At 66.3% G+C, this 25,752-nt stretch carries 17 protein-coding genes; 15 read left to right on the top strand and 2 right to left on the bottom strand.

Features of this window, described 5'->3' with window-relative positions; translation table 11 throughout:
* Positions 1–2 precede the first annotated feature (2 nt).
* From rbr to NW198_RS06740, 7 genes are all read left to right on the top strand, one after another.
* A complete protein-coding gene (gene rbr / locus NW198_RS06770) occupies positions 3–548 on the top strand; it encodes a rubrerythrin (protein WP_087316928.1) in 546 nt (181 codons plus the stop codon).
* A 341-nt stretch (positions 549–889) separates the two neighbouring features.
* The gene (glgB, locus tag NW198_RS06765; RefSeq protein ID WP_258340504.1) at positions 890–3,073 is read left to right on the top strand and encodes a 1,4-alpha-glucan branching protein GlgB; all 2,184 of its coding nucleotides are present in this window, start codon (positions 890–892) and stop codon (positions 3,071–3,073) included.
* A 136-nt stretch (positions 3,074–3,209) separates the two neighbouring features.
* The gene (locus NW198_RS06760) at positions 3,210–5,642 is read left to right on the top strand and encodes a glycogen/starch/alpha-glucan phosphorylase (protein ID WP_258340503.1); all 2,433 of its coding nucleotides are present in this window, start codon (positions 3,210–3,212) and stop codon (positions 5,640–5,642) included.
* A gap of 59 nt (positions 5,643–5,701) precedes the next feature.
* Complete coding sequence (locus NW198_RS06755; protein ID WP_258340502.1) at positions 5,702–6,850, top strand: glucose-1-phosphate adenylyltransferase; 1,149 nt, start codon at positions 5,702–5,704, stop codon at positions 6,848–6,850.
* Positions 6,851–6,852: 2 nt separating this feature from the next.
* Positions 6,853–7,947 (top strand): glucose-1-phosphate adenylyltransferase subunit GlgD, encoded by a 1,095-nt coding sequence (gene glgD, locus NW198_RS06750; RefSeq protein ID WP_087314633.1) that lies wholly within the window; start codon positions 6,853–6,855, stop codon positions 7,945–7,947.
* 10 nt (positions 7,948–7,957) lie between these two features.
* Entirely contained in the window at positions 7,958–9,463 is a 1,506-nt protein-coding gene (gene glgA, locus NW198_RS06745; RefSeq protein ID WP_204204621.1) for a glycogen synthase GlgA, read from the top strand.
* Positions 9,464–9,526: 63 nt separating this feature from the next.
* Positions 9,527–12,739 carry a 4-alpha-glucanotransferase gene (locus NW198_RS06740; protein WP_258340501.1) on the top strand — a complete coding sequence of 1,071 codons (3,213 nt, stop codon included), beginning with the start codon at positions 9,527–9,529 and terminating at the stop codon, positions 12,737–12,739.
* A 94-nt stretch (positions 12,740–12,833) separates the two neighbouring features.
* On the opposite strand, the gene NW198_RS06735 is transcribed toward NW198_RS06740, so the two are convergent.
* Positions 12,834–14,249, bottom strand: a complete 1,416-nt coding sequence (locus NW198_RS06735; protein ID WP_258340500.1) for an ATP-binding protein — start codon at positions 14,247–14,249, stop codon at positions 12,834–12,836.
* A 344-nt stretch (positions 14,250–14,593) separates the two neighbouring features.
* On the opposite strand from NW198_RS06735, the gene mfd reads away from it, so the two are divergent.
* Positions 14,594–18,028: a transcription-repair coupling factor gene (mfd, locus tag NW198_RS06730; protein ID WP_258340499.1), complete on the top strand. Its 3,435-nt coding sequence runs from the start codon at positions 14,594–14,596 to the stop codon at positions 18,026–18,028.
* 36 nt (positions 18,029–18,064) lie between these two features.
* Here the strand turns inward: mfd and NW198_RS06725 are convergent, their stop codons facing one another.
* Positions 18,065–19,090, bottom strand: coding sequence for a YitT family protein (locus tag NW198_RS06725; RefSeq protein ID WP_258340497.1), 1,026 nt, complete (start codon positions 19,088–19,090; stop codon positions 18,065–18,067).
* A 149-nt stretch (positions 19,091–19,239) separates the two neighbouring features.
* Between NW198_RS06725 and NW198_RS06720 the strand changes: the two genes are divergently transcribed.
* The 7 genes from NW198_RS06720 to NW198_RS06690 all read left to right on the top strand — a co-directional run bounded on the left by NW198_RS06720 (position 19,240) and on the right by NW198_RS06690 (position 25,636).
* Complete coding sequence (locus NW198_RS06720; RefSeq protein ID WP_258340496.1) at positions 19,240–20,220, top strand: SIS domain-containing protein; 981 nt, start codon at positions 19,240–19,242, stop codon at positions 20,218–20,220.
* 160 nt (positions 20,221–20,380) lie between these two features.
* The gene (locus NW198_RS06715) at positions 20,381–21,310 is read left to right on the top strand and encodes a PTS mannose/fructose/sorbose transporter subunit IIAB (protein WP_258340495.1); all 930 of its coding nucleotides are present in this window, start codon (positions 20,381–20,383) and stop codon (positions 21,308–21,310) included.
* 61 nt (positions 21,311–21,371) lie between these two features.
* Positions 21,372–22,172 (top strand): PTS sugar transporter subunit IIC, encoded by an 801-nt coding sequence (locus NW198_RS06710; RefSeq protein ID WP_258340494.1) that lies wholly within the window; start codon positions 21,372–21,374, stop codon positions 22,170–22,172.
* A 13-nt stretch (positions 22,173–22,185) separates the two neighbouring features.
* Positions 22,186–23,013, top strand: a complete 828-nt coding sequence (locus NW198_RS06705) for a PTS system mannose/fructose/sorbose family transporter subunit IID (protein ID WP_258340493.1) — start codon at positions 22,186–22,188, stop codon at positions 23,011–23,013.
* A gap of 72 nt (positions 23,014–23,085) precedes the next feature.
* Positions 23,086–24,069, top strand: a complete 984-nt coding sequence (locus NW198_RS06700; protein WP_258340492.1) for an SIS domain-containing protein — start codon at positions 23,086–23,088, stop codon at positions 24,067–24,069.
* Between the two features lie 134 nt (positions 24,070–24,203).
* On the top strand, positions 24,204–24,857 hold the full coding sequence (locus tag NW198_RS06695; RefSeq protein WP_258340491.1) for an HAD family phosphatase: 654 nt from the start codon (positions 24,204–24,206) through the stop codon (positions 24,855–24,857).
* Between the two features lie 56 nt (positions 24,858–24,913).
* Positions 24,914–25,636 carry a GntR family transcriptional regulator gene (locus NW198_RS06690; RefSeq protein WP_258340489.1) on the top strand — a complete coding sequence of 241 codons (723 nt, stop codon included), beginning with the start codon at positions 24,914–24,916 and terminating at the stop codon, positions 25,634–25,636.
* The last annotated feature ends 116 nt before the right edge of the window (positions 25,637–25,752 follow it).

Raw genomic sequence — 25,752 nt, 5'->3', positions numbered from 1 at the left:
CGATGGCCGTTGACTTTGAGAGCTCGCAGACGAAGAAGAACCTCGAGGCAGCGTTCGCCGGCGAGTCTCAGGCCACCAACAAGTACGCCTATTACGCGAGCAAGGCCAAGAAGGAGGGCTACGTCCAGATCTCAAACATCTTCACCGAGACCTCCGGCAACGAGCGCGAGCACGCCAAGCTCTGGTTCAAGTACCTCCACGGCGGCGAGGTGCCCGACACCCTGACCAACATCAAGGACGCCGCGGCGGGCGAGAACTACGAGTGGACCGACATGTACAAGGGTTTCGCCGAGACCGCCGAGGCCGAGGGCTTCACCGAGATCGCGGCCAAGTTCCGCATGGTCGGCGAGGTCGAGAAGCATCACGAGGAGCGCTACAACAAGCTGGCCGAGCGCATCGAGGCCGGCGAGGTCTTCGCGCGCGAGGGCGTCAAGGTCTGGAAGTGCCTCAACTGCGGTCACCTGCACGTGGGCGCCGAGGCCCCCGAGGTCTGCCCCGTGTGTAACCACCCGCGCGCCTACTTCGAGGAGCACGCGATCAACTACTAGTCGCCTGACCCAATCGAGCCGGTGGCTCCCCGGTCCCGCACGCGGAAGTGCGCTTCGCGAAACTTCCGCTTAGCGGGACCGGGGAGCCCTCTCATGTGTCGCTCCCGCCCGCCCCGCGCTGTGGCTCCACGCGCTTAGCAATCGTGGCGCTTTCGGGCCCCGCCGCCCGACCGCCCGCCGCGAACCGACCCCTGCTCGCGGGCGCATTGGTCTCACTCACGGTTTTTTCATGGACAGCGCATTGACGGAATTGGCACAATGGGTGTTGTTCTGCGCGCTTTGATTTTGCGTCGGAATGCCCGCGCACGGGGCGCGGTGCCAAGACCTTCGAGGAGTGAGACATGGAAGCTCTCGACAGCACGCTCTACCTGAGCAACGACGACCTGTTCCTGTTCGCTCGCGGCGAGTGGTATCGCAGCTACGAGAAGATGGGCGCGCACCCCGCGCAAACGGATGACGGCACGAAGGGCTACCACTTCGCCGTCTGGGCCCCCGACGTCCAGAGCGTCCACGTCATCGGCGACTTCAACGGCTGGGACGAGACGGCCACTCCGCTCACCCAGACCGAGACCGGCGGCGTCTGGGAGGGCTTTGTCCCCGGCATCGAGGGCGAGTGCCTCTACAAGTACCTGATCGTCTCCGCCGAGGGCGAGAAGCTCTACAAGGCCGACCCGTATGGCTTCTACGCCGAGAAGATCCCGGGCACCGCCTCGCGCACCTTCGACCTCGCCGGCTACAAGTGGGGCGACGGCGCCTACCTGAAGAAGCGCGCCGCCCGCAACATGTTCAAGGAGCCGCTCAACATCTTTGAGGTCCACCTGGGCAGCTGGCGCCGCCACGGCGACGAGCCCCAGGGCGACCCGCGCCCCGACGGCACCTACCCCGGCCCCGGCGATCCCTTCCCCGCGCAGCGCGGCGTCGTCTACTCCTACGACGACCTCGCCGAGGAGCTCGTGGCCTACGTCAAGGACATGGGCTACTCCCACATCGAGGTCATGCCCGTCAACGAGCACCCCTTCGACGGCTCCTGGGGCTACCAGCCCACGGGCTACTTCGCGGCGACCTCGCGCTACGGCAACCCCAAGCAGTTCATGCACTTCATCGACGCCTGCCACAAGGCCGGTATCGGCGTGATCCTCGACTGGGTCCCGGGCGGCTTCTGCGCCAACTCCGAGGGCCTCGCCACCTTCAACGGCGAGATGCTCTACGAGCACAAGATCCACCCCAACTGGAACACCCACCAGTTCGACTACTCCCGCGGCGAGGTCCGCAGCTTCCTGGTCTCCAACGCCCTGTACTGGGCCGAGCTCTTCCACGCCGACGGCATCCGCATGGACGGCGTCTCGAGTATGCTCTACATGAACTTTGGCATCGACGACCCGGGCCAGAAGCGCTTCAACGAGAAGGGCACCGAGGAGGACCTCAACGCCTCCGCCTTCATCCGCCAGACCAACGCCGCGATGGGCAAGTTCTACCCCGACGTCATGATGATTGCCGAGGAGTCCACGGCGTGGCCGCTCGTGACCTACCCGCCCGAGAACGGCGGGCTGGGCTTCCACTTCAAGTGGGACATGGGCTGGATGAACGACACTCTGCACTACATGCAGACCGACTTCCCGTGGCGCCCCGGCAACCACCGCATGCTCACGTTCTCCACGATGTACCAGTTCAACGAGAACTTCATCCTGCCGCTCTCCCATGACGAGGTCGTCAACGGCAAGTGCTCGCTGATCACGCGCATGCCCGGAGACTACTGGCGCCAGTTCGCCGGCATGAGGGCGCTCGCCTTCTATCAGATGACCCACGCTGGCGGCAAGCTCAACTTCATGGGCAACGAGATCGCCCAGTTCATCGAGTGGCGCTACTACGAGGCCATCCAGTACTTCCTCGCCGAGCAGTACGAGACCCACCGCCACCAGCAGACCTTCGTCCGCGCGCTCAACCGCTTCTACAACGAGCACCCGGCGCTGTGGCAGCGCGCCTTCGAGTCCGAGGGCTTCGAGTGGATCGACGCCGACAACAACGACCAGTCGATCGTCACCTTCATCCGCAAGGGCGACAAGCCCGGCGACGAGCTCGTGATCCTCATCAACTTTGACGTCAACGCGCGCGAGGACTTCCGCATGGGCGTGCCCGAGTGGGGCGTCTACGAGGAGCTGTTCAACTCCGACGAGGAGCGCTTCGGCGGCTCCGGCGTCGTCAACACCGGCAAGATCAAGTGCCAGGACGAGCCGTGGAACGGCCGCGAGCAGTCCGTCGTCGTGCGTGTCCCGCCGCTGGCCGGCATGGTCCTCAAGCGCACCGGCGCGCTGCGCCGCCCGGCCAAGAAGACGGCGGCCAAGGCCACCAAGGCCGCGACCACCAAGACGGCTGCGACCAAGACGGCCGCCAAGCCCGCGGCAAAGAAGGCCGCGACCAAGACGACCGCGACCAAGACGGAGGCAAAAAAGCCTGCTGCCAAAAAGCCGGCCGCCAAGGCGCCGGCACAGAAGTCAGCAACGCGTAAGAAGGCTTCTGAGGAGTAATCGGAGTAGTAAGCTAAGTGGGGCCGCCTGGCTGGGCGGCCCCACACCGCCAAGGGGTCGACAAGCGACGACGACCCCTCGCGCGGCGCCCCAGCCGCGTGCCACCTGTCCTTGTCGCCCGATCTGAGGAGATGTTTTGACTACCGAGAAGATCTTTGAGAACGAGCAGGACTTCATCGAGCAGTATCGCGAGGCCTGCATGACGAAGTACGGCTCCAAGTTCGAGGAGTGCAGCAGCCAGGAGCAGTTCTACGTGCTCGCCGAGCTTATCGCCAGCAAGGCCCGCGCCATCCAGACGAGCTCGCACACCAAGGAGGAGAAGAAGGTCTACTACTTCTCCCTCGAGTTCCTCCTCGGCCCCCTGCTCGACAACTATCTGATCAACTTCGGCATCCGTGACCTCGTGGCCAAGGGCGTCGAGTCCATGGGCGCCAACCTCGAGGAGATCTGCCGCCAGGAGGTCGACCCGGGCCTGGGCAACGGCGGCCTGGGCCGTCTGGCCGCGTGCTTCCTCGACTCCATGGCCCACGAGGGCATCGCCGGCTACGGCAACGGCATGCGCTACCGCTACGGCCTCTTCCGCCAGTACATCGAGGGCGGCCGTCAGGTCGAGCGCACGGACAACTGGCTCGCCAACGGATTTCCCTGGGAGACCCGCAAGGACGGCAGCTCCGTGCTCGTGCGCTTTGGCGGCCAGGTCGTCCGCCACGAGGAAAACGGCCACTTCTGGTTCACCCAGGAGGGTGGCGAGATCGTCCGCGCCGTTCCCTATGACGTGCCGATCGTGGGCTTTGGCGGCAAGGTCGTGAACAAGCTGCGCCTGTGGTCGGCCGAGCCCTACACGGAGGACTTCGACCTCGACGCCTTCAACGCCGGCGACTACGCCCGCGCCAACAAGTTCCGCTCCGACGTCGAGGCCATCTCCACGATCCTCTACCCCAACGACGCGGGCGAGCACGGCCGGATGCTGCGCCTCAAGCAGGAGTACCTCTTCGTCTCCGCCGGCCTGCAGACCATCCTGCGCACCTATGAGCGCGAGTTTGGCCAGGACTGGGCCAACCTCGGCAAGCGCGTCTCCATCCACACCAACGACACGCACCCCGCCATGTGCGGCCCCGAGCTCATGCGCATCCTCGTTGACGAGAAGGGCGTGGGCTTTGACGAGGCCTATCAGATCTGCAAGGAGACCATCTCCTTCACCAACCACACGGTCATGCCCGAGGCGCTGGAGAAGTGGCCGATCAACACCTTCCGCAACCTCCTGCCGCGCCTCTACATGTTCATCGACGAGATCGACCGCCGCTACCGCGACAACCTCTCCACGCACCTCTCGCCCAACGACGGCAACTGGACCAGCGTCCTCGAGAAGACCGCGATCCTGTGGGACGGCCAGGTCCGCATGGCCAACCTCTCGATCATCTTCTCGCACTCGATCAACGGCGTCTCCGCGCTGCACACGCAGATCCTCAAGGACACCGTCTTCCACGAGTTCTACGAGATGATGCCGCACCGCTTCAACAACAAGACCAACGGCGTGACCCACCGCCGGTTCCTGTGCGAGGCCAACCCGTCCTACTCCAAGCTCATCACCGAGGCCATCGGCGACGGCTGGCTCGACGACGCCATGGAGCTCGAGAAGCTCGTTCCCTTTGAGCAGGACGCCTCGTTCCTCGAGGGCATGGAGGTCGCCAAGAAGGCCGACAAGGAGCGTCTGGCCGCCTACGTCAAGCAGACCTCCGGCGTGGTGCTCGACACCAACACGGTCTTTGACGTCCAGGTCAAGCGCTTCCACGCCTACAAGCGCCAGCTCCTCAACGTCTTCAAGGTGCTCGACATCTACAACCGCCTCATCACCGACTCGAGCTACAACCCGCGCCCGACGTCGTTCATCTTCTCCGGCAAGGCGGCCCAGAGCTACACCTTCGCCAAGGAGGTCATCCGCCTGATCAACTCGGTCGCCGACGTCATCAACAACGACGAGCGCGTGAACGACAAGATCAAGGTCGCCTTCGTGCCCAACTTCGCGGTCTCCAACGCCCAGCTCATCTACTCCGCGGCCGAGATCTCCGAGCAGATTAGCGTGGCCGGCGCCGAGGCCTCCGGCACCTCCAACATGAAGCTCATGATGAACGCCGCCATCACCCTCGGCACGCTCGACGGCGCCAACATCGAGATCTCCGAGCTCGTGGGCCCCGAGAACATCAAGATCTTTGGCCTGCACGCCGACGAGGTCGACGCGCTTCGCGCCTCGGGCCGCTACTACGCGTGGGACATGTACAACTCCGACCGCGACCACCTCGGCCGCATCGTGGACATGCTCACCGACGGCACGCTCGCGCGCCTCTCGGGCAACTTCGACAGCATCCACGACTACCTCATGGTCGACAACGACCCGGATCTGGTCATGCGCGACTTCCACTCCTACGTCCAGGCGTGGAGCGAGCTGACCGAGTTCTACGGCGACCGCGCCGCATGGAACAAGTCGGCCCTTCACAATACCGCCAAGGCCGGATACTTCTCTTCTGACCGAACAATTCGTGAGTACATGGCTGACATCTGGCACATTTAGGTGTACGTGTTGGGGGGCCCGACGGCCCCCCATGCAATGGCTGTGAAAGGAGTGGGGGAATGAGCAAGAAAGAGTGCATCGCAATGCTCCTGGCAGGCGGTCAGGGCAGCAGACTCGGTGCGCTGACGAGCAACGTCGCCAAGCCGGCGGTCTCGTTCGGCGGCAAGTTCCGCATCATCGACTTCGCGCTCTCCAACTGTGCGAACTCGGGCATCACGACGGTGGGCGTCCTGACCCAGTACCGTCCGTACCTGCTGCACAGCTACATCGGGACCGGCGAGGCCTGGAACCTCGACGAGCGCGGCGGCGGCGTCTCGATTCTGCCCCCCTACGCCACGCAGACCGGCGGCGCCTGGTACGAGGGCACGGCCGACGCCGTGACCCAGAACCTTGGCTACATCGAGACCAACGATCCCGAGTACGTCCTCATCCTCTCCGGCGACCAGCTCTACCGCATGGACTATGACGACATGCTCGCCACGCACAAGGCCAACAACGCCGACCTCACCATCGCGGTCATGCCCGTGCCCTGGGAGGAGGCCTCCCGCTTTGGCATCCTTACCGCCGAGGACGACGGCCGCATCACCAAGTTCTCCGAGAAGCCCAAGCAGCCCGATTCAAACCTCGCCTCCATGGGCATCTACATCTTCAACGCCGACCTTCTCGTCGAGACGCTGAAGGAGGACGCCAACGACCAGAACTCCAGCCACGACTTTGGCGGAGACATCATCCCCAAGCTCCTGGCCGACGGCAAGCGCCTGTTCACCTACAAGTTCGAGGGCTTCTGGCGCGACGTTGGCACCATCTCGAGCTACCACGAGACGAGCATGGACCTTCTTGGCCCCAACCCCGCCTTTGACATCTTCAGCACCACCTTCCCGATCATGAGCAACGCCTCCACGCGCCCGCCTGCGTTCGTGGGCAAGGACGCCACGATCGACGACAGCCTCGTCGCCAACGGCTGCCAGGTCTACGGCACCGTCAAGCACTCCATCCTCTCGACCGACGCCTACGTTGGCGAGCGTGCCACGGTCATCGACTCCGTGCTGCTCCCGGGCGCCGTCGTCAAGGACGGGGCCAACGTCGTGCGCGCCATCCTGGGCGAGAACTCCACGGTCGAGGAGAACGTCAGCGTCGGCAGCGTCGACACCACCAAGGACACCGCCGTCATCGGCAACGACGTGGTCGTCGGGAAGGGGGAGAACTAATCATGGAAAAGGTCATCGGCCTTATTACCTGCAACTACTCCGCCAAGGAGTCCAGCCCGCTCAATGAGAGCCGCCCGATGGCGTCGCTGCCCTACTTCGGCCGCTACCGTCTCGTCGACTTTGCGCTCTCCAACTTCGTGAACTGCGGCATCCGCACCGTGGGCATGGTCATGCCGTACAACTACCGCTCGATCATCGACCACGTTGGCTCCGGCAAGGACTGGGACCTCGACCGCAAGAACGGCGGCCTGTTCATCCTGCCCGGCTCCGCCTTCGGCACGTCCCGCACCGGCGCCCGCTTCCTGCTGCGCGACCTGGTCCACAACAAGGCCTACTTCACCCGCAGCACCTCCGACGCCGTGTTCTTCTCGACGGCCAACTTTGTCTACAACATCGACCTCGACAAGGTCTACGAGGCCCACAAGGCCTCCGGCGCGGACATCACCGTCCTGACCAAGACGGCCTCCGAGAAGGACCCCGACGTCACCGCCTTTGACGTCGAGGACGGCCGCGTCTGCGGCGTCCACCACGGCACCGCCTTTGGCGAGACGATGTTCCTGGACTGCTTCGTGATCAATCGCCACCTGCTGCTCGACATGTTCGACTGGTACGCGGCGACCGACTACCTGGACCTCTTCGAGGCCATGACCGGTGACTTTGGTCGCGTGAACGTCCGCACCTACGACTTCGACGGCTACGTCGCCCCGATCTTCAACAAGCGCGCCTACTTCCGCGCCAACATGGACCTGCTCGACCCGCGCATCACCGGCGAGCTCTTCGTGGAGGAGCGCTTCATCAAGACCAAGACCCACGACACGCCGCCCGCCAAGTTCGAGGTCGGCAGCCACGTCTGCCACTCCGCCGTCGCATCCGGCGACCGCATCTACGGCAACGTCAGCGACTCCATCCTCGGTCGCAACGTCATCATCGAGGCGGGCGCCACGGTGCGCAACTCCATCGTGATGCAGGGCTGCGTCGTCAAGAGCGGCGCTCGCGTCGAGAACGCGATCGTCGACCGCGGCAACGTCGTCCCCGCCGGCACCGAGCTGAGGGGCACCCCCGAGGACGTGCTGATCAAGGAAAAGGCTCGCGACTAGGATCGAGGGGATGGACGTGTCCACACAAGCAAAGCGCAGGAAGATTCGCGTGCTCTTCGCCACCTCCGAGGCCGTGCCCTTCGCCAAGACGGGCGGCCTGGGTGACGTCGCGGGCTCGCTGCCCCGCGCCCTCAAGCACGCCGGCGCCCGTGCCGCCGTCATCATGCCCAAGTACGCCAGCATCCCGCAGGAGTACAAGGACCAGATGAAGCACGTCGCGGACTTCTACGTTCCGCTCGCGTGGCGCAACGAGTACTGCGGCATCGAGAAGCTCACGCTGCAGGACCTCGACTTCTACTTCATCGACAACGAGGCCTACTTCAAGCGCGACGGCCTCTACGGCTACTTCGATGACGGCGAGCGCTTCGCATTCTTCTCGAAGGCCATCTGCGAGGCCATCGCCAAGGTCCCCGAGCTCGAGTGCGACATCCTGCACTGCAACGACTGGCAGACGGCGCTGTGCTGCGTCTTCCTGCGCGAGTTCTACCAGCAGATCCCGCAGTGCGCCAACGTCAAGACCATCTTCACGGTCCACAACGTCAAGTTCCAGGGCCAGTACAGCGACAAGGTCCTCGAGGAGGTCCTCGGCCTCGCCCACATCCCCGCGGCCCGCGACCAGCTCTACTGCGACCGCGACTCGGTCAACTACATGAAGGGCGCGCTCTGCTACGCGGACTACCTCACCACGGTGAGCCCGAGCTACGCCAACGAGCTGCAGATGCCCTTCTACGGCGAGGGCCTCGACGGCATCTTCCGCCGTCGCTGCGACGTCCTGAGCGGCATCCTGAACGGCATCGACCAGACCATCTGGAACCCGACGACCGACCCGATGATCCCGGCCAACTACTCCGCCAAGGAGCTCGAGAACAAGGCCGAGTGCAAGCGCGCGCTGCAGGAGGAGCTGGGCCTCGCCCAAGATCCCACGCGCCCGCTCGTGGTCTCCATCGGCCGCCTCACCGATCAGAAGGGCCTGGGCCTGGTGCGCTACGCGATGGACCACCTCATGCAGCGCGGCGTCCAGGTTGCGATCCTGGGCACGGGCGACAAGGACCACGAGGACGCGTTCCGCTACTTCGACGCCAAGTACGGCGACCAGATGTGCGCGCGCATCGCCTTTGACAACGCGCTCTCTCACCGCATGTACGCCGGCGGCGACCTCCTGCTCATGCCGTCCGAGTTCGAGCCGTGCGGCCTCTCCCAGATGATCGCCATGCGCTACGGCACCCTCCCGGTCGTGCGCGAGACCGGCGGCCTGCGCGACTCGGTTACCCCGTACAACAAGTACACGGGCGAGGGCACGGGCTTCTCGTTTGCCAACATGAACGCCGACGAGATGGCCGACACCCTTCTCGGCGCCTGCGAGATCTTCTGGACGGATCAGGACGCGTGGACTAAGCTCATGCTTCAGGCGATGGACGCCGACTTCAGCTGGCGTCGCGCCGCGAACGACTACATGGACATCTACCACGGTCTTCACCCGGAGATCATCAGGTACAACAAGAGAAGAGATAGGTAGCGCTTGAAAGCACGTCACGTAACCTCAGAGCCTGAGTACAGAAGTCCTTTCGGTGCCGTCCAGTTGGGCGGCACCGTTTCGCTGAGCATCGACGTATGGGGCGACGACGTCGTTTTCTGCACCCTGCGCGTCTGGACCGACGCGCAGGGCGAGCAGCTCATCGAGATGCGCGGCGCCAACGAGGGCGACCACCTGCGCTTCACGGCGAGCTACAAGCCGGCGACGACCGGCGTCGTCTGGTACAACTTCGACATCGAGGCGAGCGACGGCGCCGTGTGGCGCTACGGCGCCCGCGAGGGCTGGACCACCGGCGAGGGCGCCTTCACCTACGGCGACCCGCCGTCGTTTCAGATCACGGTGTACCAGCCGCGCCCCCACCAGCCCCGGTGGTATCGCGAGGGCGTGGTCTACCAGATCTTCCCCGACCGCTTCGCGCGCGGCGAGGACTGGCGCGAGCGCGCCGCCGCCTCGCTTGCCGTGCACCGCAAGGGCGGCCCCGGCCGTGAGCTCGTGGAGGACTGGGACACCCCGCCGACCTACGCCCGCACCGAGGACGGCGGCATCGCTCACTGGGACTTCTACGGCGGCACGCTCGAGGGCATCCGCGAGAAGCTGGACTACCTCGAGAGCCTCGGCGTGACGGTGCTCTACCTCAACCCCATCTTCGAGGCGGCGAGCAACCACCGCTACGACACGGCGGACTACCTGCGCGTCGATCCCATGCTCGGCGACGAGCAGAGCTTCAGGGCGCTGTGCGTGGACGCCGCCGAGCACGGCATCTCCGTCATCTTGGACGGCGTCTTCAACCACTGCGGCGCCGACTCGCGCTACTTCAACCGCTTTGGCACCTACCGCGAGCCCGGCGCGTGGCAGGGCGAGCAGTCGCCGTACCGCGACTGGTTCACCTTCAACGACGACGGCACCTACGCCGGCTGGTGGGGCGACCAAAACCTCCCGAGCTTCCGCGCCGACTGCGAGCCGTTCCACGAGCTCGTGTGCGGGCGCGACGGCGTGATTCGCCGGTGGCTGCGCTCCGGCGCGCGCGGCTGGCGCCTCGACGTGGCCGACGAGCTCACCGACGAGTTCATCGCCCAGATCAAGCGCGCCCTTCTCGCCGAGAAGCCCGACGGCGTGCTCATAGGCGAGGTCTGGGAGGACGCCTCCAACAAGCTCGCCTACGGCAAGCTGCGCCAGTACTTCCAGGGCGCCGAGCTCGACGGGACGATGAACTACCCGCTGCGAACCGGGCTTCTCGCCTTCATACGCGGCGAGATCGGGGCCTCCGAGCTTGCTGCGCGTCTTGAGCAGCTGCGCGAGAACTACCCGCGCGACAACTTCTACTCCGCCCTCAACCTCATCGGCAGCCACGACCGCGAGCGCCTGTTCACGATGCTCGGCGGCGCCCCCGACCCGGACTCGGTGCCGGAGGAGGAGCGCGCGGGCTTTCGTCTCACGGACGACCAGGCGGGTCTTGCCATGGCGCGCCTGTGGGTGGTGGCCCTGCTCCAGATGACGCTTCCCGGCGTGCCGTGCGTCTACTACGGCGACGAGCGCGGCGTCGAGGGCTTCCGCGACCCCTACAACCGCGCGCCCTTCCCCTGGGACGGCGGCCGCGCGGACTGCACCAGCATCTACCGCAACGCCATCGCCGCGCGCCGGACGCTGCCGCTCTTTGTGGACGGCGAGTTCGAGCCCTTCGCCTCCGGTGAGGACATCTTTGGCTTCTGGCGCCGCAAGGACGGCGAGGCGGTCTGCGTCCTGGCCAACGGGTCGCTCTCCAATGCCCACGCCGTGAAGGTGCCGATGATCGGCGACGCCGTCGCCGACGTCATCTCGGGCCAGACGCCCAAGGTCGCAAACGGCCAGGCGGAGATCTTCCTGTGGCCGCTCGGCACGGCGGTGCTCCACTTCCACCGCTCCGAGCGCCTGCAGCAGCCGCTCGAGCGCGGGATGGGCGTGCTCTGTCACATCACCTCCGTCCCCAACGACGGCCGTCCCGGCACGCTCGGCGCCCCGGCGCGCCGCTTCGTGGACTGGCTCGCCGCGGGCGGCCAGACCTACTGGCAGGTCCTACCCGTCAACCCCACGGACGAGTACGGCTCCCCCTACGCGGGCGTCTCGGCGTTCGCCGGCAACGTCGCGCTGCTCGAGGACGACGTCGAGACGGTTCTCAGGCGTCTCGAGAAGATCGGCAACGACGAGGACTACGTCCAGTTCTGCAACGAGAACGACTACTGGCTCACGCCCTATGCGATCTTCTGCGCCATCAAGGAGGTGCTGGGCGGGGCGCCCTGGCAGACGTGGCCGGCGCGCTACCGCCACTACAGCCCGAGCCACACGCGCAACCCCCGCATCGCCATGGCGGCCGAGAACCACAAGCGCCTGCAGTACGAGTTCGACCGCGAGTGGAACGAGCTTCGCGAGTACGCGCGCGAGCGCGGCGTTGAGATCGTGGGCGACATGCCGATGTACGTCTCGGGCGACTCCTCCGACGTCTGGAGCGAGCCGGACATCTTCGACCTGGACGAGTACGGGCACGCCCGCCGCGTGGCCGGCGCCCCCGGCGACGCCTTCGCGCCCGAGGGCCAGGTCTGGGGCAACCCCACCTACCGCTGGGACATCCTGCGCGAGCAGAACTACGGCTGGTGGCTGCGCCGCTTCAGCCGCGCGCTCGCGCTCTACGACTACGTGCGCCTCGACCACTTCATCGGGTTCTCGTCGTACTTCTCGATTCCCGCGGGCAAGCCCGCGAGCGAGGGCTCGTATGCGTTTGGCCCGGGCATGGAGCTCTTCGAGGCCGCGCATCGCCAGTTTGGCCCGCTGCCGTTCATCGCGGAGGACCTCGGCGCCATCACGCCGGCCGTGCGTGCCCTGGTGTGCGCGACGGGCATCCCGGGCATGGACGTGGTCCAGTTCTCCGACGGCGACGTCCGCGAGGGCTACGCGCCGCGGCCCGAGACCGTCTGCTACACGGGCACGCACGACAACCAGACCCTCGTGGGCTTCTGCGAGAGCCGCTTTGGCGTCGAGGGCGACGAGGCCGTGGAGCTTGCCGACGAGCTCGAGCGGCGAGCGCTCGCGTCCGAGGCCGACGTGGTCATCGTGCCGCTGCAGGACGTGCTGGGCCTGGACGACGCCGCGCGCATGAACGTGCCCGGCGTGGCCGAGGGCAACTGGTCCTGGCAGGCCGAGTGGGCCGACGTCGACGCCGCGTCCGAGCGCCTGCGCGAGCTGGCGACGCTTCGCGCGGGGGATGACGCGGGCCGCGCGGGCTAGAAGTCCGCACCTCGCTGATGTCCTTCTTGCCCGCGCTAGACGATATGTGGGGTTCCTGCCGCTCCCCACATATCGTCTAGTTTGCGTCTTGGCCTCAGCGGGGGCGCGACACGCCCTCGCACATCTCGTCAAACGTCACGAGGCGGGCGCCAAGCTCGCGTGCCGTCTCATCGCAGCCGGCCGTGAACCCGGAGCGCGAGAAGGCCCATCGTGCGTCCGCACTGTTGGCCCCCGCGAGATGGGCGTGGCGGTCTAGCTTGAGAAGCTGATCGGCTCCCATGGGCTCGCCCCGCCACTTGCACTCCCCAACCATGACGGTCTGTGAGCCGTCAACTGCAACGAGGTCGATCTCCGCCTCGCAGCGCGCCTGGGGATCGTTGCCCCACCACCGACCGACGTCGGTCATGGGGAACGGCAGGCGTCCCTGCGCAAGCTGACGCCAGAGCCAGTCGCGGCAGATTCCCCCAAAGACGGGTCCCAGATGCTCGGGTAGGCCCTCTCCGATGCGGGCGACCACCGTTTGACCCAGGCCGCGTTCGATGAGGGCGCGATATGGCCGGATGAAGCGATACCAGAATCTGAAGAGGCTGTCGGAGAGCCGCCACACCGCCTTGCGCCCCCCGCGCGCGGGCATCGGCTCTTCTCGCTCAACCAGGCCAATGCGCGCGAGCTCCTTGAGGTAGTAGTCAAGCGCGGCTGTCGAGAGGCCCGCCCTCGTTGCGATTTGGTTGTGCTGCGAGGCTCCCCCTGCTATTGCCGAGACCACGGCGTTATAGGGCGCCACCTTGCTGACTTCCTGCTTGAGCAGGCTCTCGGGCTCCTCGTAGAGAATGGAGCTGGGGTCAAGGAACGCGTCCGCGATGTTCTCCGAGAGCCCCCTCTCTTCTGAAAACTGAAGGAGATAGAGCGGCACGCCTCCCACCATGCCATAGATCGCGGCGGCATCCTCAGGCGTCATGTGCGGGAAGAACCTCAGGGAGTCAAAGAAGTCAAAGGGCCTGAGCTCAATCTGGGCCGTGCTCCGTCCGTAGAGCGGGCTCTCCTTGTTCAGCAGCTGCTCCTTCATGAACGAAAGAGAGGAGCCGCAGAGCACGAGAAACAGCTGTGACCGGTCTTTCCTGCGGTCAATGACCGTCTGCAACACGGAGGGAAAGCTCGTGTCTGACTTGGCAAGATAGGGAAACTCATCTATCACAAGGACGCCCCGCTCCTCGCGCGTCGCATCAAAGGCCGCCTCGAGCGCCGGCCGGAAGTCAGCATAGACGGGGGCGCTCTCGGGGCTGGCGTCTGGGTTCTGAAGCGACCACACGGCTTGGCTCAGGAGGCGCAGGTTCATGGCGGCGTCGTCCTCCACGGCGGCGCACCAGCCGCAGCGCAGGTCTCGCGTGAACTCACTCAAGAGGGCGGACTTTCCCACGCGGCGGCGGCCGTACAGCCCGATGAACTCAAAGCCGCCAGATTCGTAGCGCCTGTGCAGCAGTGCGAGCTCACGCTCTCTCCCGATGAACACTGTCCCACCTTTCTCGATGTTACCGTAGTATATTTTACCAAACAATTCTTTAGCAAAGTATTCTTGGGTATATGTTGTGAACGCGCGCAATTCACTGGCCTGTTCGGGTTGGACGCCCGCCGGCCCTCTGCCCAGATGCCGTTTCGAGTGGAGGCGGGGCCGGTGCGAGGCGGCACGCTCTTCTCCGCGGTCCCGTTTCCCGTATGGGCGGCAACGGCCAAGCCCTGCCAAGAAGAACCTGTGAGACCACGTCTCGCTCGCTACAATGGGGCGAGAAGAACCACCCGTCGCAGCCGACGCCCCACCGGGCGCCGGCCCAAAGTCATGCAGAGGGAGTCCGCCCCATGCTCATCGACCGCGTTTCTCGCCAACTGCTCGGCGCGCCCGAGCTCGCCCCGCTCCTGCGCGAGCTTGCCGCCGGGCATGACGCCACGCTCGCCGTCGCGCAGTCGGCCCGCCCGCTCGCGCTCGCGGCCCTCTGGGCGCGCGACCCGCGCCCGTGCCTGCTCGTGGTCTCCGGCGAGGAGGCGGCCGACCGCACGGCCCGCGCGCTCGCGGCGTGGCTCGGGCAGGACAGCGTCTCGCGCTACCCCGAGCGCCGGGACCGTCCCTGGGCGGACGCCACCCCCGACGACGCCGTGATCGGAGCGCGCTGTCGGGCCGTGTCGCGCCTCGCCGCCGGCGAGCGCTGCGTCGTCGTGGCCTCCGCCCACGCCCTCCTGCGCCGCGTCCCGCCCAAGGGCAGCGGATACTTTGCGTCGAGCACGTTCGCCGTGGGCGAGGAGGTCCCCTTCGAGGACGTGCCCGCGCTGCTCGTGGGCATGGGCTATGCGGACAACGGCGAGGTCGACGCCCCGGGCTCCTTCCACGTGCATGGCGACGCGGTCGACGTATTTCCCGCGCAGGCCGCAAGCCCCGTGCGCATCGAGTTCTTTGGCGACGAGATCGACCGCGTGCGCCGCATGGTCGCCTCAACGGGCCAGACCATCGGCGAGCTCGACGCGGTGACCGTGGCCCCGTGCCGCGAGATGGCCTTCACGGACGAGACCGTCGCCCGCGCCGAGCGCGCGCTCTACAAGGCGGCCCAGGAGTCGAGCAAGACGGCCGCCGACCTCGAGCTCATTCGCCAGCGGGCGGCGGACCCGAGCCTCGAGCGCTACCTCCCCCAGCTCTACGGCTCCACGTCGAGCCCCCTCGAGCACATCAGCCAGGAGACCCTCGTGGTGCTCGCCGAGCCGCGCGCCCTCTTCGACGACTGCATGCGCGCCTACGACGAGCTCTCCGCCGCGGCGGGCGCGGCGCGCATCCCGCTGGAGGGCCTCTACACCTCACCGCGCGAGCTGGACTTTGGCAGCCAGCAGCGCCTGTCCTTCTCGTCCATCCTTCGTGCCGGCACAGGCGCGGCCACCGCCGAGCTCGCCGTTCGCCAGCCCCAGATTGCCGGGTCCGACGCAAAGCTGCTCGGCCGCGTGCGCCAGCTCGTCGCGGACCGCGCCGCCGTGCTCTTTGCCGTGCCGGACCGCGCGGCCCGCGAGTCGCTCGAGCTGCGCTTCACCGACGAGTCAATCCCCGTGGTCGAGTCCCTCGGCACGTCTGCCGAGAACAACGACCCGCAGGCACCGCCCCTGGAGCGCGGCAGCGTCACCTTCATCGACGCGCCCGTGCCCGCCGGCATCGTGATCCCGACGGCGAGCCTCGCTGTCTTCTCGGTCTCCGACCTCACCGCCCGCACGGCCAAGAACCGCCGCCGCGCGCGCCGCGTGGACCCCACGAGTGTGACCTTCCCGTTCAAGCCCGGCGACTACGTGGTCCACGCCACGCACGGCATCGCTCTGTTTGCCGAGATCGTGCGCCAGGAGGTCGCCGGCCGCGAGCGCGACTACTTCCTGCTGGAGTACGCGGGCGGGGACAAGCTCTACGTGCCCTTCGAGCAGGTCGACCGCATCACGCGCTACGTGGGTCCCGACGGCGCGAGCCCGCGCCTCACGCGCCTCAACACGGCCGACTGGTCCCGTGCCACGGGCAAGGCTCGCCGCTCGGCCAAGAAGCTCGCCTTCGACCTGGTGGACCTCTACACGCGCCGCTCCTCCGTGCCGGGCTACGCCTTCTCGCAGGACACCCCCGTCCAGGAGGAGATGGAGGCGAGCTTTAGCTACGAGCTCACGCCCGACCAGCGCTCGGCGATCGCCGACATCAAGGCGGACATGGAGGCGCGCCGTCCCATGGACCGGCTGCTCTGCGGCGACGTGGGCTTTGGCAAGACCGAGGTGGCGCTGCGAGCGGCCTTCAAGTGCTGCCAGGACTCCAAGCAGGTGATGGTGCTCTGCCCCACCACCATCCTGGCGCAGCAGCACTTCGAGACGTTCTTCTCGCGCTTTGCCCCCTTTGACCTTAAGGTCTGCGTGCTCTCCCGCTTTGTGACGCCGGCCCAGCAGCGCCGGGCGCTCGAGGGCTTCGCGGACGGCTCGGTGGACGTGCTCATTGGCACGCACCGCCTGCTCTCGGCCGACGTCAACCCCTATGACCTGGGCCTCGTTATCATCGACGAGGAGCAGCGCTTTGGCGTGCAGCACAAGGAGCAGCTCAAGAACATGCGCGAGCAGGTCGACGTGCTCACGCTCTCGGCCACGCCCATCCCGCGCACGATGCAGATGGCCATGAGCGGCGTGCGCGACATGAGCCTCATCATGACGCCGCCGCCGGGACGCCTGCCCGTCAAGGTCACGGTGGGCGAGTGGGACCCGGACCTGGTCTCGGCCGCCATCCGCGAGGAGCTTGCGCGCAAGGGCCAGGTCTACTACGTCTCCAACCGCGTGCACACCATCGACGAGGCGGTCGAGCGCGTGATGGAGGCCGCGCCCGAGGCGCGCGTGGGCGTGGCGCACGGCAAGATGAGCGCCCGCGAGGTCGAGGACGTGATGCTGCACTTCCAGGAGCACGAGGTCGACGTCCTGGTGGCCACCACGATCATCGAGAGCGGCATCGACAATCCGCGCACCAACACGCTGATCATCGAAGACTCCCAGCGCCTGGGTCTGGCGCAGCTCTACCAGCTCAAGGGTCGCGTGGGCCGCGGGCGGGTGCAGGCCTACGCCTACTTCATGTTCCCGGGCGAGGTCTCGCTCACGCCGGAGGCCACCGACCGCCTCACGGCCATCAACGAGTATCAGGACCTGGGATCGGGCATGAAGATCGCGATGCGCGACCTCGAGATTCGCGGCGCCGGCTCGCTCATGGGCGCCGAGCAGCACGGCAACCTTTCCAGCGTGGGCTTTGACCTCTTCACGCAGATGCTCGGCGAGGCCGTGGCCGAGGCTCGCGGCGAGACCCGCGAGGTCGAGCAGGCCGAGGTCACCATCAACCTGCCGGCCGACTTCTTCCTGGCCGAGGAGTACCTGCCCGACGTGGACAAGCGCGTGCTGGCGTACCGGCGCCTCGCCGCGGCGGTCGACCTAGCCGAGATCGACGAGCTGCAGCAGGAGTGCGAGAAGGACTTTGGCGCGCTGCCGCTCGCCGGGCGCAACCTCTTCGATCGGGCGCGCGTGCGGATCCGCGCGCAGCGGCTGGGGTGCGCGAGCGTGTCGCTTGCCAACGGGCGACTGGTCTACCAGGGGCTCGAGGTCGCGCGTCCGGTTGCGCTCAAGCTCAAGGAGCGCGGCGCGCTCGTGTACCCCAAGACGAAGAAGGTGGCCTACCCGTTCCATCGCAGCGAGGAGGAGGTCATGCCGGCCGCGCTCGGCGTACTCGAGCAGGTCGGCGGCGACGACGAGCTCGACTAGTGGGACAGAAACCTCCGGGGTGTTTGTCCCACTTTGCTATACCCATCTAAAGCCGCGGCCGGTGATCTCCGACGTGGTGACGTACGTGATGAAGGCGTTCTCGTCCAGGCTGCGGACGTAGCGCTGCAGGCGCAGCGCCTCGGCGCGCGTGAGGACGGTCATGACCTGGGCCACGCGCCGTCCCGAGTACGCCCCGTAGCCGTAGCTTATCGTCGCGGTGCGGCTGAGCTCGCGCACGATGAACTCCTCAACGCGCGCGGGCTGCCGGCAGATGACGGTGCAGACCTTGTGGCACTTGAGGTCCTCGAGGACGCCGTTCACGATGACGGTCTGCAGAATCAGGCCCACGATGCAGTAGACGCCCACGCGCGCCCCGTAGAGCGCGACGCCCGAGGCTGCGACCACGGCATTGGCGAGCGCCACGGCATGGGCGACGGGAAGGCTCGTGTGGCGGGTGAGCGCCATGACGATAATCTCCGTCCCGCCCGTCGACGCCCCCGCGTTGTAGGCGATAGCGTTGCCCAGCGCGATGAGCAGGACCGTGCAGCAGAGGTCCATCCACAGGTCCCCCGTGAGCGACCCGGCTACGGGCATGATTGCCTGGATGATTGAGGCGTAGACGGGGATGACGACGGAGGCCACCACGCTCCAGACGACCGCCTTGCGCTCCACGAAGATGAGACCCACGACGACGAGCGCGACATTCACGATCCAAAGCGCGGCGTCGCTCGACAGCGCCGGCACGAGCGTGGAGAGCACGATCGAGAAGCCCGTCGCCCCGCCGATGGCGAAGTTGTTGGGCGCCTGGAACGCCACGAACGCAAAGGCGCAAATCAGGGCGCCCACGTTGAGCGAGACCACGAGCCGAACGAGGCTCGGCTGGTCGCGCTTGCGCAGCTTGCGCAGGCTGGCCTCCTCCTCGTCCTCGCTGACCAGCGCCTCGCCCTGGAGCACGGCGTGGCCCTCGTAGGCGGGCGCCGCATGGTCAGGGTCCACCCGCGCCTCCGCGAGCTCCTCCTCGTTCGCCGTTCTTCTCGGCCCTTCCGCCTTTCTTCTTGCCACCTTCATGACCGCTCCTCCCGGATTTACCTACCGTTCACAGGCAATTCCCCGTCTGGACACAAATCATACTAGACGTATATAACGACTATGATGATAATCTCGGTAAGCGGAAAGCCCACGGGGCGAATGCGCCCAGCAAAGGAGCAGACATGAGGATCCAGGACGAGGTTGCCAGCGTCGTGAAGAGCGTGCTCGAGCAGCACGAGATCAAGCGCGTCATCTGGATCGCGGCCGGCGGCTCCTTCGGCGGCCACTGGGCGGCCAACTACTTCCTGCAGCGCGAGAGCAGGACCATCCCCACCGAGATGCACACCTCCAACGAGTTCGTCTTCGCGACGCCGCCGTATGTGGACGAGCGCTGCCTCTGCGTGCTCACGTCCATGCGCGGCACGCCCGAGACCTGCCGCGCCGCCGAGCTCGCCCGCGACCGCGGCGCCGCCACCATCGCCCTCTACGTCCAGGAGTCCGACCTCACGGCCGCCTGCGACCACAAGATCGCCTACGAGAGCATCGCGCTCGACGAGTCCCGCACCGAGCGCGTGAACTCGAGCATCGCCCTGCAGATCGCCATGGCCCTTCTCGCCCAGACCGAGGGCTACGCAAACTACGACAAGGCCATGGCCGCCTTTGACGTGGTGGACGCCATCTACCGCAAGGCCGTCGACTACACGACCCCGCTCGCGGCCGCATGGGCGGAGCGCGTGGCGGGCGAGAAGACCATCTACGTGATGGGCAGCGGCCCGGCCTACGGCTCGGCGTACATCTTCTCGATCTGCAACATCGAGGAGATGCTGCAGATCGACTCGCCGACGGTCAACTGCTGCGAGTTCTTCCATGGGCCCTTCGAGGTCGTCGACAAGGCCAAGCCCATCTTCCTGCTCATGAGCGTCGGCCGCTGCCGCGCCGCCGACGAGCGCGCCCTCACCTTCCTCAACCGCTACGCGGGCGAGAACCTCTATGTGCTCGACGGCAAGGAGATCGGCCTCAACGACCTGCCCGATGAGGTCTCCGAGTACTTCAACCACGTGCTCTTCTCGCCGGTCCTCAACAACGTGTACATGCGCGCCCTCTCCAAGACCACGCACAAGGACTACATGACCCGCCGCTACATGTGGAAGGTCGAGTACTAGCGCACCTCCTTCTGCGGGCGCCGGCCCGCCTCCCCCTAAAGGCCGGCGCCCGCGCAACCCCCTGGGAAATCTTTCGCGTCGCTGCAGAGGCGCTTGGGATTTAGGGCCCCGATGGGCCAGCAACATCGTTCATCTCGGACACAAAGAAAGGAAGGTGGCCATGAACCAGATCATCCTGGCGACGCACGGCGGTCTTGCGGACGGCATGCGGGACACGCTCTCCATGGTGCTGGGCGACGCGTCCAACGTGCACGTCGTCTCCCTCGCCCGTGACGACAAGGACCCCATCACCTCCAAGGTGCAGGCGCTCATCGACTCGTTCGACCCTGCCGACAAGGTCTACGTCTGCACGGACATGCTCGGCAGCAGCGTCAACAACGAGATGGTCGCGCTCGGTGCGGCAAACGAGAAGCTCACCATCATCGCCGGCATGAACATGCCGTTCGTGATCGAGCTCGCCGCCGCCGTCGAGCCGCTCACCAACGAGGAGCTCGTCGAGCTCATCAAGGCGAGCCGAGAAGGACTGCGCGACTGCTCGGCCAACCCCGTCGTGGTGGCGGGTGCGGCGACGCCCGCCAAGAAGGCGCGCGCCGCGACATCTGCCGGCCCCGCCAAGATCAACCTCGTGCGCCTGGACTACCGTCTGCTGCACGGGCAGGTCGTCTTCTCCTGGGTCACCAAGGTCGGCGCCGAGCGCATCATCGTCGTGGACAACGACGCCGCGGGCGACGACGTCAAGAAGAGCGCGCTGCGCCTGGCCAAGCCCTCGGGCGTGCGCCTGAACGTCTTCACCGTCGAGCGCGCCCTCGCGAAGATGGCCAAGCTCAACACCCTCGGCGAGAACGTGATGTTCGTCTTTGGCAACACGCGCGAGCTGCTCGAGTTCAACCGCTCTTACAAGTTCGACGCCGTGAACCTGGGCGCGACCGCCAACCACGACGGCGCCGAGCAGGTCGGCGGCTCCGACAGCTCGGTCTTCTTCGACGCCTCGCAGAAGGCGGACGTCAACGAGCTCCTCAAGATGGGCGTCGAGCTCTACGTCCAGCAGACGCCCACCCAGAAGCGCGTCGACATCACCTCCCCTCTGTAACCGTGCAAAGGGGACAGGCACTTTTGCACATTCCACCTAGCGCAACCGAAAGGAGTTACGCATGAACATGTTCCTCAACGCCGTGCTCGTCGGCCTCGTCGCGGTGTTCTGCATGCTCGACTCGCGCCTGCTCGGCCGCCTGAACTTCGAGCAGCCGCTCGTCGGCGCCACGCTCGTGGGCATCGTGCTCGGCGACCCGGCCACCGGCCTCGCCGTCGGCGCCGCCACCGAGCTCGTGAGCATGGGCCTCGTCTCCGTTGGCGCGGCCGTGCCGCCCGACATGGTCCTCGGCGGCATCGTCGCCTCCGCCTTTGCCTGCCTGACCGGCGCCTCCGCGGAGACCGCCATGACGATCGCCATCCCGGTCGCCGTGCTCGGCCAGCTGCTCGGCATCGTCTTCCGCTCCATCATCGCCGCGCTCACCCACGTGGCCGACTCCGCGATCGAGAGCGGCAAGTTCAAGACCGCCCAGTACCTGCACATCGTCGCCGGTACCGCGCTCTACTCGCTCATGTACTTCATCCCGGTCTTCATCGCCGTCTACGTGGGTACCGACATCGTCCAGGCCGTCGTCGACCTCATCCCCGAGTGGCTCTCCAACGGCCTCAACGTCTCCAGCAAGATCCTGACCGCCTACGGACTTGCCCTCCTGCTCTCCCTGATGATCAAGAAGGGCATGACGATCTTCCTGCTGCTGGGCTTCCTGCTCGCGTCCTACCTGGGCCTCTCGGTCATCGCGGTCTCCGCCCTGGGCGTCATCCTGGCCCTCATCCTCATGGACCTCAAGTTTGGCAAGGGTGACGGCGCGGCGCTTGCGGCTGCCGACCCCGACTATGACCCCCTCGAGGACGACGACGAGTAAAGGAGGAACCACCATGGCAGACATCACCGTTTCCAAGAACCGCAAGCTCTGGCAGTTCTTCTGGCGCAGCTGGGCCATCCAGGACTCCTGGAACTACGAGCGCCAGATGAACATGGGCTTCCTCTACGGCATGGCCCCCACGCTCGACCGCTGCTACCCCAACGAGAAGGACCCGCAGCAGCTCGAGGCCAAGAAGGAGGCCTACCGCAGGCACATGGCGTTCTACAACTGCACCCCGCAGACGAGCGCCTTCGTCCTCGGCCTCTCCGCCTCCATGGAGGAGCAGCTCGCCAAGGACCCCGCGAGCTTCAACCCCGACACCATCAATGCGGTCAAGACCACGCTCATGGGCCCGCTCTCCGGCATCGGTGACTCCTTCTTCCAGGGCACCATCCGCACCATCGCCTTTGGCCTGGGCGTCAGCCTCGCGCAGCAGGGCTCGATGATGGGCCCCGTGCTCGCGATGGCGATCTCCATCGTCCCGTCCGTGCTCATCACCTGGTTCGCGGCCAAGCTCGGCTACGAGGGCGGCCACCAGTACCTCGAGAAGATGCAGAGCGGCAACCTGATGGACAAGGTCATGTACGTCTGCGGCATCGTCGGCCTCATGGCCGTGGGCGGCATGATCGCCACCCTCGTGGGCGCCACGACTCCGGCGATCTTCTCGGACGGCACCGTGGTCATCCAGGACATCCTCGACTCCATCATGCCCCAGATGATCCCGCTCGCCCTGACCGGCCTCATGTACTGGCTCATCAAGAAGAACGTCGGGACCGGCTGGCTGCTCGTCATCGCCATCGTGGGCGGCGTGATCCTCTCCGCCCTCGGCGTCCTGGCGTAATGCCCCGAGCCGTCGTTCTTCTCGGCACCCGTTAGTCCCACTGCAGTAGGTCCTCACACAAAGGAGCAGAACATGTACGAGATCGACCTCTCCCAGCCCAAGCAGATCGTCGCCGACGTCCTGGCCAACCACCAGATCGACTCCGTCGCCTTCGTCGGCTGCGGCGCCTCGATGTCCGAGCTCTACCCGGCCAAGTACTTCCTGGCCAACAACACCAAGACCCTCAACGTCCAGATCTTCACGGCCAACGAGTTCAACTACGACACGCCCGCCTGGCTCGGCCCCAACACCTTCGTGATCACCTGCTCGCTCGGCGGCGGCACCCCCGAGACCGTCGAGGCCAACAAGACCGCCAAGGCCGCCGGCGCCCCCGTCGTTGCCATCACCCACGCCGCCGGCTCTGCGCTCACCAAGGGCGTCGACCACGTGATCGTTCACGGCTTCGAGGCCAACTACGCCGCCAAGACCGAGAAGATGGGCTACGCCATCGCCGTCGCGCTTGAGATCCTGCAGCAGGTCGAGGGCTACGACCACTACGACGAGATGGTTCAGGGCTTTGCGCACGTCTTCGAGTGCGCCGAGAACGCCGCCCAGTCCGTGGGCAAGGTCGCCGAGGCCTGGGCCCAGGAGCACAAGGACGACGACTGCATCCACTTCCTTGCCTCCGGCGCGAGCGAGAAGGTCGCCTACTCCACCTCCATGTTCCTCATGATGGAGATGCAGTGGATCAACTCCGGCAACTTCAACTCCGGCGAGTTCTTCCACGGCCCCTTCGAGCTCACGGATGACAAGCACAACTTCGTGCTGTTCATGGCCGACGGCGCCACCCGCAAGATGGACGCCCGCGCCCTCACCTTCCTGCAGCGCTTCGACGCCCGCTACGTGGTCATCGACGCCAAGGACTTCGGCCTGTCCGGTGCCGTGCCCGCCTCCGTGGCCACCTACTTCAACCCGATCGTCCACACCGCGGTCATGCGCGTCTTCGCCGAGCACCTCGCTGACGCCCGTCAGCACCCGCTGACCAAGCGCCGCTACATGTGGAAGCTCGAGTACTAGAAAAAGGGGACGGGTCCATTTTCTCAGAGAAAACGGGACAGGTCTGCCCGCGCACGGGTACGGTAGCTTGACAAGAGGGGGACGGGCGCGCGCTCGTCCCCCTCTCTCACCCAAGGCCCGGAAGGGAGAAGAACGTGATCAAGGCGGTTCTCTTTGACATGGACGGCGTGCTGGCGTTCACGGAGGGCTTCTACAACCGGAGGCGTATCCGGTTTTTGCAGGAGCGCGGGGTGCCCGTGGATCCCGACTTCGACGGCACCGGGTCCAACGACGGCGAGATCTGGGAGCGGCTCGTCCCCGGCGACGCCGCGCTGCGCGAGCGCCTGCACCGGGAGTATCGGGCCTACTCCGACGAGCACCCCACGCCGTGGCTCGAGGTCGCCAACCCCCAGGTCCGCCCGGTCTTCTCGGCCCTCAAGGAGGACGGCCTCATGGTTGCCATCTGCTCGTCCTCGTATCGCTCGCTCATCGAGGAGTTCGTGGACACGGTGGGCGTGCGGGGGCTGGTCGACTTCATCATCTCCGGCGACGAGTGCTCCGCCTACAAGCCCGACCCCGACATCTACCTGCGCGCGATGGCCAGGCTGGGGATCGAGCCGCACGAGGCGCTCGTGGTGGAGGACTCGCCCCTCGGCATCGAGGCGGGGGTCGCTGCCGGCGCGCTCACCTGCGCGCTCATGCCGCCCTCCGGCGTCGAGCTCGACCAGTCGCGCGCCCATCTGCGCGTTCAGCGCCTCGTTGATGTCACCCACCTGGTCCAAACCGCAGCTTTACATGGCATCGCGTGATGCGGGTATGATGTCTCATACAACATGACCAGTTCGAATCCCCCAGGAAGTGTCGCATGGCCACCAACAAGAGCGCACCGCTCTACCAGCAGATCTACGAGGACATCAAGTCCGCCATCAAGGACGGGGTCTATAAGGTCGACGAGAAGATCCCCTCGGAGGCGGAGCTCAGCGAGGAGTACGGCGTGAGCCGCATCACGGTACGGCGCGCCATCGAGGATCTCTGCGCGGATGGCTACCTCACCAAGATGCAGGGCCGCGGCACCTTCGTCGGAAAGCCCCACATCATGCGGCGCCTGTCGCAGTCCAAGGCCACGAGGAGCTTCTCGGAGATATGCCGGGAGGCGGGCGTGACCCCGGGCGCCCATCTCATCGAGCGGCAGATCGTGCCCGTTCGCCCCGACGAGCAGGAGTTCTTTGGCCTGGGGCCCGACGCTCTGCTCATCTACGTGCACCGCGTCCGCACCGCCGACGGCCTCGGCGTCTGCGACGAGAACATGTTCGTCCCGTACGACGACGGCCGCGACCTGCTGACGCTCCCGTTGGAGGACACGTCTCTGTTTGATGCCATCGAGCAGGCGACGGGGCATCGCCCGGCCTCCAACGAGGACTGGAACATCACCGCCGTCAAGGCGACGACCGATCAGGCGTCGCTGCTGGGCATCTCTGTCGGCGACCCGCTGCTGCGCACGCACGTCTCCTTCGTGGACGCCGAGGGCCGCCCGGTCTGCATAGGCCGCCACTACTTCGTGGGCAGCCGCTACGAGCTCGCGATCTAGGCGGCGAGCCGCCCGGCCGTCGAAGCGCGCTACAATCGGGCGAGAAGAGCCCGTCGTCCGGAAATTGGTGCGACCTGCTGGCGGAGGCCCTTCTCGGTACCCGGCCGCACGTCTGT

The sequence above is a fragment of the Thermophilibacter sp. ET337 genome (genome assembly GCF_024733715.1).
In the GTDB taxonomy this organism is placed as follows: domain Bacteria; phylum Actinomycetota; class Coriobacteriia; order Coriobacteriales; family Atopobiaceae; genus Thermophilibacter.
Note: the sequence above shows the minus strand (reverse complement) of the source record. Positions and strands in the feature narration are given on the sequence as shown.